A 6,772-nucleotide genomic window follows, 5' to 3' on the forward strand; every position below is an offset into this window, starting at 1 on the left:
TCAATATAAACCAAAAACTGATGATTGCACGGTGGAATTGAATTAACCCCCAGTCTTTTAAACACATTACTTATCTAAAACTCATTGTCACTCTTGTATTAGCTGAGCGATCAACAAAGAAGCATTCGAAACTCTCCCGCTTTTGCGGGATTTCTCCCTTTCGTTTTTTTAAATATCACCGCATCGAATCTGTTGTTTCGCGTAAAATAGCCTATCCAATATTTTGTTCATAATTTAATTATTTATATAATAGTTATTATAATAACTATTTAAGCTCCACTGCTCTACAATCCCGAAAATTTTTCAAAGGATACGCATGGGTTTCGAATCCGATAAGTCGATCGCTTTTCTCATCGCGAAAGCGCGCAATGTACTCAAAAATGAGTTTGAAAACGAGCTAAAACCGTACGGGCTGTCGTATGCTCATCGAGTTATTCTCATTCGGTTATCCGAAAAAGAGGGATTGACGCAAAAAGAACTGGCGCAAGATACCTACTTTGAACAATCCAATCTCACCCTCATGCTCGATAAACTGGAGCTAAAAGGGCTGGTCAAGCGCACGGCCAAAGAGAATGATCGAAGAGCGTACATCGTAACGATTACCCCAGAGGGGGCAAAACTGCGAGACCTACTGATCAAAATGGGTGAAGATGTGATGGATAAAGCGTTAGATGGCTTATCAACGACACAAAAAGCGGAACTCTCTAACATGCTTCAGCTAATTTATGAGAATCTAAAAAGTACAAAATAATGGACTATTTGCGGCTACTGTATCTCACTACGGTACTTTTTGTGGTGTCGGGATGTGTTCCGGCAATTCAAAAAGCGACTCCCATGCAAGATACTCAGATAAACGGTGATCTGGAAAAAATGCTCGCTTTGAGCGATAAAGAGAATGGGGGGCTTGTTCGAGATTGGTGGAGACTGCTCGGAGATACGCAGTTGAATCGAATTGTGGATGAGTCGCTTGTGAAAGCGCCGAGTTTACAGGTTCTCGAAGCCCGGTATGCCCAAGCTAACAGTATCATTGATGCGATTCAATCCCGAAATACCCCTCATATTGGTGCCAATGCGAGCGTGGTACGTGAGCGCTTTAGCGAAAATCATATTTTTCCCGCACCGCTCGGGGGAAGTACGAATACTCAGTATATGCCGCAATTGGTACTTGATTATGATTTTGATTTTTGGAATGAACGGAAATCTCGTATTTCTGCCGCCTATAATACGGCATTAGCGCAAAGGGGATCTATCGAATCGGCTAAGATCGCTCTGAGCAGTGCGATATGTGAACTCTATGTTTCATGGAACTATGATGAAGAAAAGCTGGATGTATTGAGGGAGATGGAGCAAACAATCAACCAAGAGCGTGCAATTGCTGAAAGACAGTATCGCTTGGGGTTGAGCGATGCGCTGGCGATGAACGAAAAAAAAGCCACTTCGTTACAGGTTCAGCAGCGGACTGAGGAACTGAAACGCTCTATTGAGGGGAAAAAAGAGGCTTTATGTGTTTTAGGAGGGTTTCTCCCCTCGAATGCGCAAAGCTGGAAACGACCGCGAATCAACGATATGGCAACGCTACCGATTCCGAAAGAGGTGGTTCTCAACCTCTTAGCACACCGTCCCGATGTCACCGTAGCCAAATACACGGTTTTGAGCAAAAATTATACGATTGAAGAGTCGAAGGCTCAGTATTATCCGAATATCAGTCTATCGGGTGCTATCGGGTTTACCTCTTTTAGCTTCTCCAAGCTCATTGATCATTCTTCGTATACCCCCTCGCTGGGAATCGCTTTGTCGCTTCCGCTGTTCGATGGGGGGGAACGGGATGCTCGTTTGGCAAACAGCCTCAGCGATTACAATGCATTGGTGTATGAGTACAACGGGGTTGTCATCAAAGCTGCGAATGAGGTTGTGATGCTCTTAAAACAATCCAAACTCTTGAATCGACAACAACTGCTGCATCACGATGAAATAGCCGCGCATATCGCCAATCGGGAGATCGAGCGAAAAAGGCTTCTGAGTGGGCTGAGCAATAAACTTTCGTATCTCTCTGCCCAAAAAACGGTCCAAGAATCGCAAATCGCTACTTTGAGCCTCAATGAAACAAAAACGCTTCTTCAGATCAATCTGATCAAAGCACTGGGTGGCGGATACACAGAGGATACCAATGCGAGCCGTTAATTATGCTGTGAATGTATTTCAACCCCTCCTGTGGCGACGTGCATTCAATGAGTGGCTGAGTATAGATGCTCCGATTTTGATCTACATGCTCAAAGCGACGGTTGCAGGATTGAGTGCGCTTTGGATCTCGATGAAGCTCAACCTTCCTGATCCGAGAACGGCTATTTTTACGGTGTTTATCGTGATGCAACCGCAAAGCGGGTTGGTTTTCTCGAAAAGCTATTATCGTGTCGTCGGTACGATGGTCGGGGTGGGGATGTCGCTGCTTATGATGGGTTTCTTTGCTCAGGATCCGCTGTGGTTCATAGGTTTTTTTGCCCTTTGGATCGGTCTTTGTACCGCAGCAGGATTTAAATACCGTAATTTTCAATCGTATGGATTTGTATTGGCTGGGTATACCCTCTGCATTGTAGCGCTTCCTGTGATCGAAACTCCGTTGGAGATATTTGACATTGCGGTATCGCGTTTTTCGGAAGTGGTGGTGGGGATTATGTGTGCTACGATTATCAGTGACATCATTTTTCCGCGTCATCTCTCCGATTCGCTTCTCACCGCTGAGCGGGAGCGTTTCGGCAACATCCTCACCACTCTCGCCGATCCCAAAGCGGTATTTGCGGCATTTGATGAGACCAACCCAGCCGTATCACGCTTTTCGAGCGGTGTCGTCGGGCTAAATGCGGTGCGGATCAACAGTGCGTATGAAAGCGGAAGCGACCAAAAAGAGCGTCAGCATTACAGCCATCTCAATCATGAATATATGAACCTCTCCACCACGTTCCACTCTCTCAAAAGCATGGTTGCCGCCATCAAAGAAAACGAACGGCATGAACTATTAGCGGCATTGGAATACCTCTATGAACCGATTGCATTCGCTTTGCAGACACGCCCGAATACGGTTGTCGATCCAGAGGATTTGAATCATGTCGTCGGAAAGTTGTTAGAAGCCAAAACGTGTGTTCAGGAACGCTATGAGCAAAAACGGCATGAAGATGACACCTATATCTCCGCAGGTTACCTGATAATACGGCTTTTAAACGAACTACATAACCACTGTGTCACCTATCTCTCCTTGCTGAAACATCGCCTTTCGGGCGATGCAAACAAAGAGCTGAGCCGAACCGTCCGTTTTGCGACCCATACCGATAATGTTCTGGTCGCGTTGGCGGCTTTGCGCGGGAGCGGAGTACTGCTTCTCACCATGATGTTTTGGATATGGACGGCATGGCCGTACGCGACACTGACGATTACGATGGCGGTGGTCATCGGATTGTTGCTCGGAACTTTGCCCAGCCCGATTGACGGAGTCAAGGATTTTTTTAAAGGTTCTGTTCTTGCGCTCGGTTTTGCCGCTGTGTATGATTTTTTGCTTATACCGGCGTACACGTCTGATCTTCTGACTTTGGGAATTTTTCTTGCTCCAGTTTTAGCATTCGTCGGATGGATGACGACACGGCCTAAGTTAGCGATTTTTTCGTTCGGTTTTGTCTTTATGTTTATGAGTCAGTGTGCGCTTGACCCACTGTATAAGATTGACCCTACCAAATTTTTGGAGAGCTCTCTGGCGGCATTGATCGGTGTAATCTTCGGCGGCATGGCCTATTTACTCGTCAATTTTTGGTCGTGTTCCTTGACACAGCAACGGGTCTCTAAGATCCTTCGACGGCAGATCATGCGGGTGTGTGAAGGGGAATTAACGATAGAGAGAGGTGCATTGGAGAGTACCGGACGGGATTTGGTGCAGCAGTTTTCGACACAGGGGCGGCTCAATATGCGTTCCAGCCGTTTGGTGTTTGAATGGCTTTTGGCGACGCTCGAAATCGGACGCGCGATTTTAATGATACGTCGGAGTTTGAAACGGCTTCAAGAAGATTTTCATTCGATTCATCTCACGATTGCGTTGGAATCGATAAAGAGCTATTTTGAATCGCCCCAAGATTCAGCGCGTGAAACGTTATTGAACCGATTGGATGCTGCGCTCATTGTTCTTCGCAGCGGTACATTCCCCAGTGAAAAAGCTCAGTTAAAACGGTATGAGACCCTTATCATTGAATTTTCGTTGATTCGTACGATCATTTTTAATTCGACGACATTCCCTCTGATGAAGGAGGACTCATGCCGCTAGATATAACGCTTTTCGGGATCCAAATGCCGACTCTATTGCCGATTTTTGCATTCAGTGCCGTGTTGCAGATTTTAGTTGATCGGATCATGTCGGATACCGGATTTTACACCTATGTATGGCATCCGGGGCTGTTTCGGACGGCGATATTCGTCTGTTTGTTTACGATACCGTGTTTACTGATTTATCGCTAAGGAAATTACCATGAATAAAAATACCAAACTTGCCAAACTTTTCCGTTTTGCCATCACCTTTGCGGTTGTTTCTCTCGCCGTATTTTTAGGGATGATGTTATGGGACAACTACATGAACAGTGCGTGGACGCGTGATGGTCGTGTCCGTGCCGATGTCGTGATGATCGCGCCAGATGTCGGGGGACTGGTGAATCATGTCGCTGTCGTCGATAATCAGTTTGTTCATAAAGGTGATTTGCTCTATCAAATCGATGACGTCCGTTTTCACCATGCACTTACCGCAGCTATTGCGATTGCTCAAACGTGCAAAGCCGAATATGAGATGAAAAAACATCAATCTTCTCGACGAAATGCTGCGGATGATGAGGTTGTATCTGCGGAAAGTCGTGATGATGCTTCGTATGATGCTCAGATTGCCAGAGCGAAATATGAAGAGGCGATGGCACAGGTTGAGACTGCAAAACTCAATGTCGAACGTTCCTCTGTTCGTGCTTCAACTGATGGGTGGGTGTCGAATCTCCTCCTGCGCAAAGGGGACTATGTCCAAGCGGGCGAGAAACGCCTCGCTCTCATTACCGGTGGATCGTTTTGGGTGTATGGTTATTTTGAGGAACATAAACTCTCACTGATCCACATCGGAGATCAAGCACAGATGAAGATGTTAGGAACCAAATATGTGATGAAGGGTCATGTGGAGAGTATCGCACGAGGGATTGCGGATAGAGATAACACGACGGATGGGCGTTTATTGGCGAACGTTAATCCGATTTTTACGTGGGTGCGATTGGCTCAGCGTGTTCCGGTTCGGATTCATATCGATGAGGTGCCACAAGGGCTGAACCTCAGTGCGGGAATGACCTGCTCGGTGAGTATTCTTCCGAAACAATCCGATCAAAGGAGTGCCCATAAGCAATAAGAGAGATACGCTTATCGATAGTATAAAAAAATTAAAAAACAAGGAAATACAATGACGAAAAAGGCAGCGGGATTAATACTGGTAGGAGTGCTAAGTGCGGGTTTTGCCGATACGCTATCCGAGGGTAAAGCGGCATTGGATCAAAAGCGCTATACCGATGCTCTTAGTGCATTTACTCAATCGTGTGAGAGTGGGAATGCTAAGGGGTGCTTGAGTCTGGGAAGCATGTATGAAAACGGGATCGGCACAGCACAAAACAAATACAAAGCTTCAACGCTCTACGCACAAGCATGTCGCGCTAAAGAAGCGCTTGGGTGTGCCAATATGGCACTCTCTTACGATACTCCTTGAGGGGAAGGGAAATAACCATGAAACGATATTATGCCGCGTTGAGCTTGAGTCTGTATTTGATCGGAAACAGTGCATCGGCAGCGGTAGTGGTGAGTGTCAATGATGATGAGATCACCACAGAAGAGGTGAACAAAGTATTGATGGAAGGGACTCAAGGGCATTTTGACTCGCTTCCTCCCGACAAACAAAATGAATTGCGTCATCGGATTATCGAGGGGATGATTGCCCAAGAACTCGTGTACGATGATGCTCAAAAAACAGGGGTGCTTGATTCCAAAGAGTATAAGCAAGAATTAGAAGCTTTGCTCAGTCGTCTAAAGATGCAACTCGTGGCAAAGTTGTGGGAACAAGAGCAGTTTGAAGCAATCAAAGTGGATACCAAAGAAGTCAAAAATTATTATGATGCGAATCCGAATGAATTTATCGATAAAGAGAAAATTCATGCTCGCCATATTTTAGTCAAAAGCAAAGCTGAGGCCGAGTCGATCATTGCTGTTTTGAAACCACTGAGCGGGGAAAAACTTAAAAGTGAGTTTATGGCTCAGGCGAGATCAAAATCAATTGGTCCCAGTGCCGCCAGAGGGGGTGATTTGGGATATTTTCCACGTGGTCAGATGATTCCTGCCTTTAACGATGCGGCATTTGCTTTGAGAGTAGGAAGTATTTCATACGTCCCTGTACAAAGCCAATTCGGCTACCATGTCATTTATATCGAAGATCGAAAAGCTGCAAAAAAAATGGGATATGATATGGTAAAAAATATTATAGAACAACATTTGAAAATGGATAAGTTTAAAGTGGTCATGGAGAAAAAAATGGCAGCATTGCATGAAAAGGCAAAAATAACTTACTCTAAATAAAATTATATAATTGCTAATTCAACAATCAACAAAGAAGCCCGAACAGAGGCTTTAAAAGATTTCATTTTCTCTTGAGTGATAATGGCCATGGCCATTTCACGCTCTTTTTTAATACGAGCAAACAAAGAGGCACTCGGAAAATCACGCGCTT

At 45.3% G+C, this 6,772-nt stretch carries 7 protein-coding genes; all 7 read left to right on the forward strand.

All coding sequences use genetic code 11. The annotated features are described in order from the left end of the window. The first annotated feature begins 316 nt into the window (after nt 1–316). From PHC76_RS14570 to PHC76_RS14600, 7 genes are read left to right on the forward strand one after another with little or no spacing between them, the layout of a single operon-like run. Complete coding sequence (locus PHC76_RS14570; protein ID WP_300210658.1) at nt 317–751, forward strand: MarR family transcriptional regulator; 435 nt, start codon at nt 317–319, stop codon at nt 749–751. Next, nucleotides 751–2,181, forward strand: a complete 1,431-nt coding sequence (locus PHC76_RS14575; RefSeq protein ID WP_300210660.1) for an efflux transporter outer membrane subunit — start codon at nt 751–753, stop codon at nt 2,179–2,181. Before PHC76_RS14570 ends, PHC76_RS14575 begins: the two co-directional genes overlap by 1 nt. Then, nucleotides 2,168–4,303, forward strand: coding sequence for an FUSC family protein (locus PHC76_RS14580; RefSeq protein ID WP_300210662.1), 2,136 nt, complete (start codon nt 2,168–2,170; stop codon nt 4,301–4,303). Before PHC76_RS14575 ends, PHC76_RS14580 begins: the two co-directional genes overlap by 14 nt. Further along, nucleotides 4,294–4,494, forward strand: coding sequence for a DUF1656 domain-containing protein (locus PHC76_RS14585; RefSeq protein ID WP_300210664.1), 201 nt, complete (start codon nt 4,294–4,296; stop codon nt 4,492–4,494). The genes PHC76_RS14580 and PHC76_RS14585 overlap by 10 nt, the downstream gene beginning before the upstream one ends. A 10-nt stretch (nt 4,495–4,504) precedes the next feature. After that, nucleotides 4,505–5,410: a biotin/lipoyl-binding protein gene (locus PHC76_RS14590; protein ID WP_300210666.1), complete on the forward strand. Its 906-nt coding sequence runs from the start codon at nt 4,505–4,507 to the stop codon at nt 5,408–5,410. Between the two features lie 51 nt (nt 5,411–5,461). Then, the gene (locus PHC76_RS14595) at nt 5,462–5,761 is read left to right on the forward strand and encodes a hypothetical protein (protein ID WP_300210668.1); all 300 of its coding nucleotides are present in this window, start codon (nt 5,462–5,464) and stop codon (nt 5,759–5,761) included. 17 nt (nt 5,762–5,778) lie between these two features. Further along, the gene (locus tag PHC76_RS14600) at nt 5,779–6,621 is read left to right on the forward strand and encodes a peptidylprolyl isomerase (protein ID WP_300210670.1); all 843 of its coding nucleotides are present in this window, start codon (nt 5,779–5,781) and stop codon (nt 6,619–6,621) included. Nucleotides 6,622–6,772 lie beyond the last annotated feature (151 nt).

It is taken from the genome of Sulfuricurvum sp., from assembly GCF_028710345.1.
In the GTDB taxonomy this organism is placed as follows: Bacteria; Campylobacterota; Campylobacteria; order Campylobacterales; family Sulfurimonadaceae; genus Sulfuricurvum.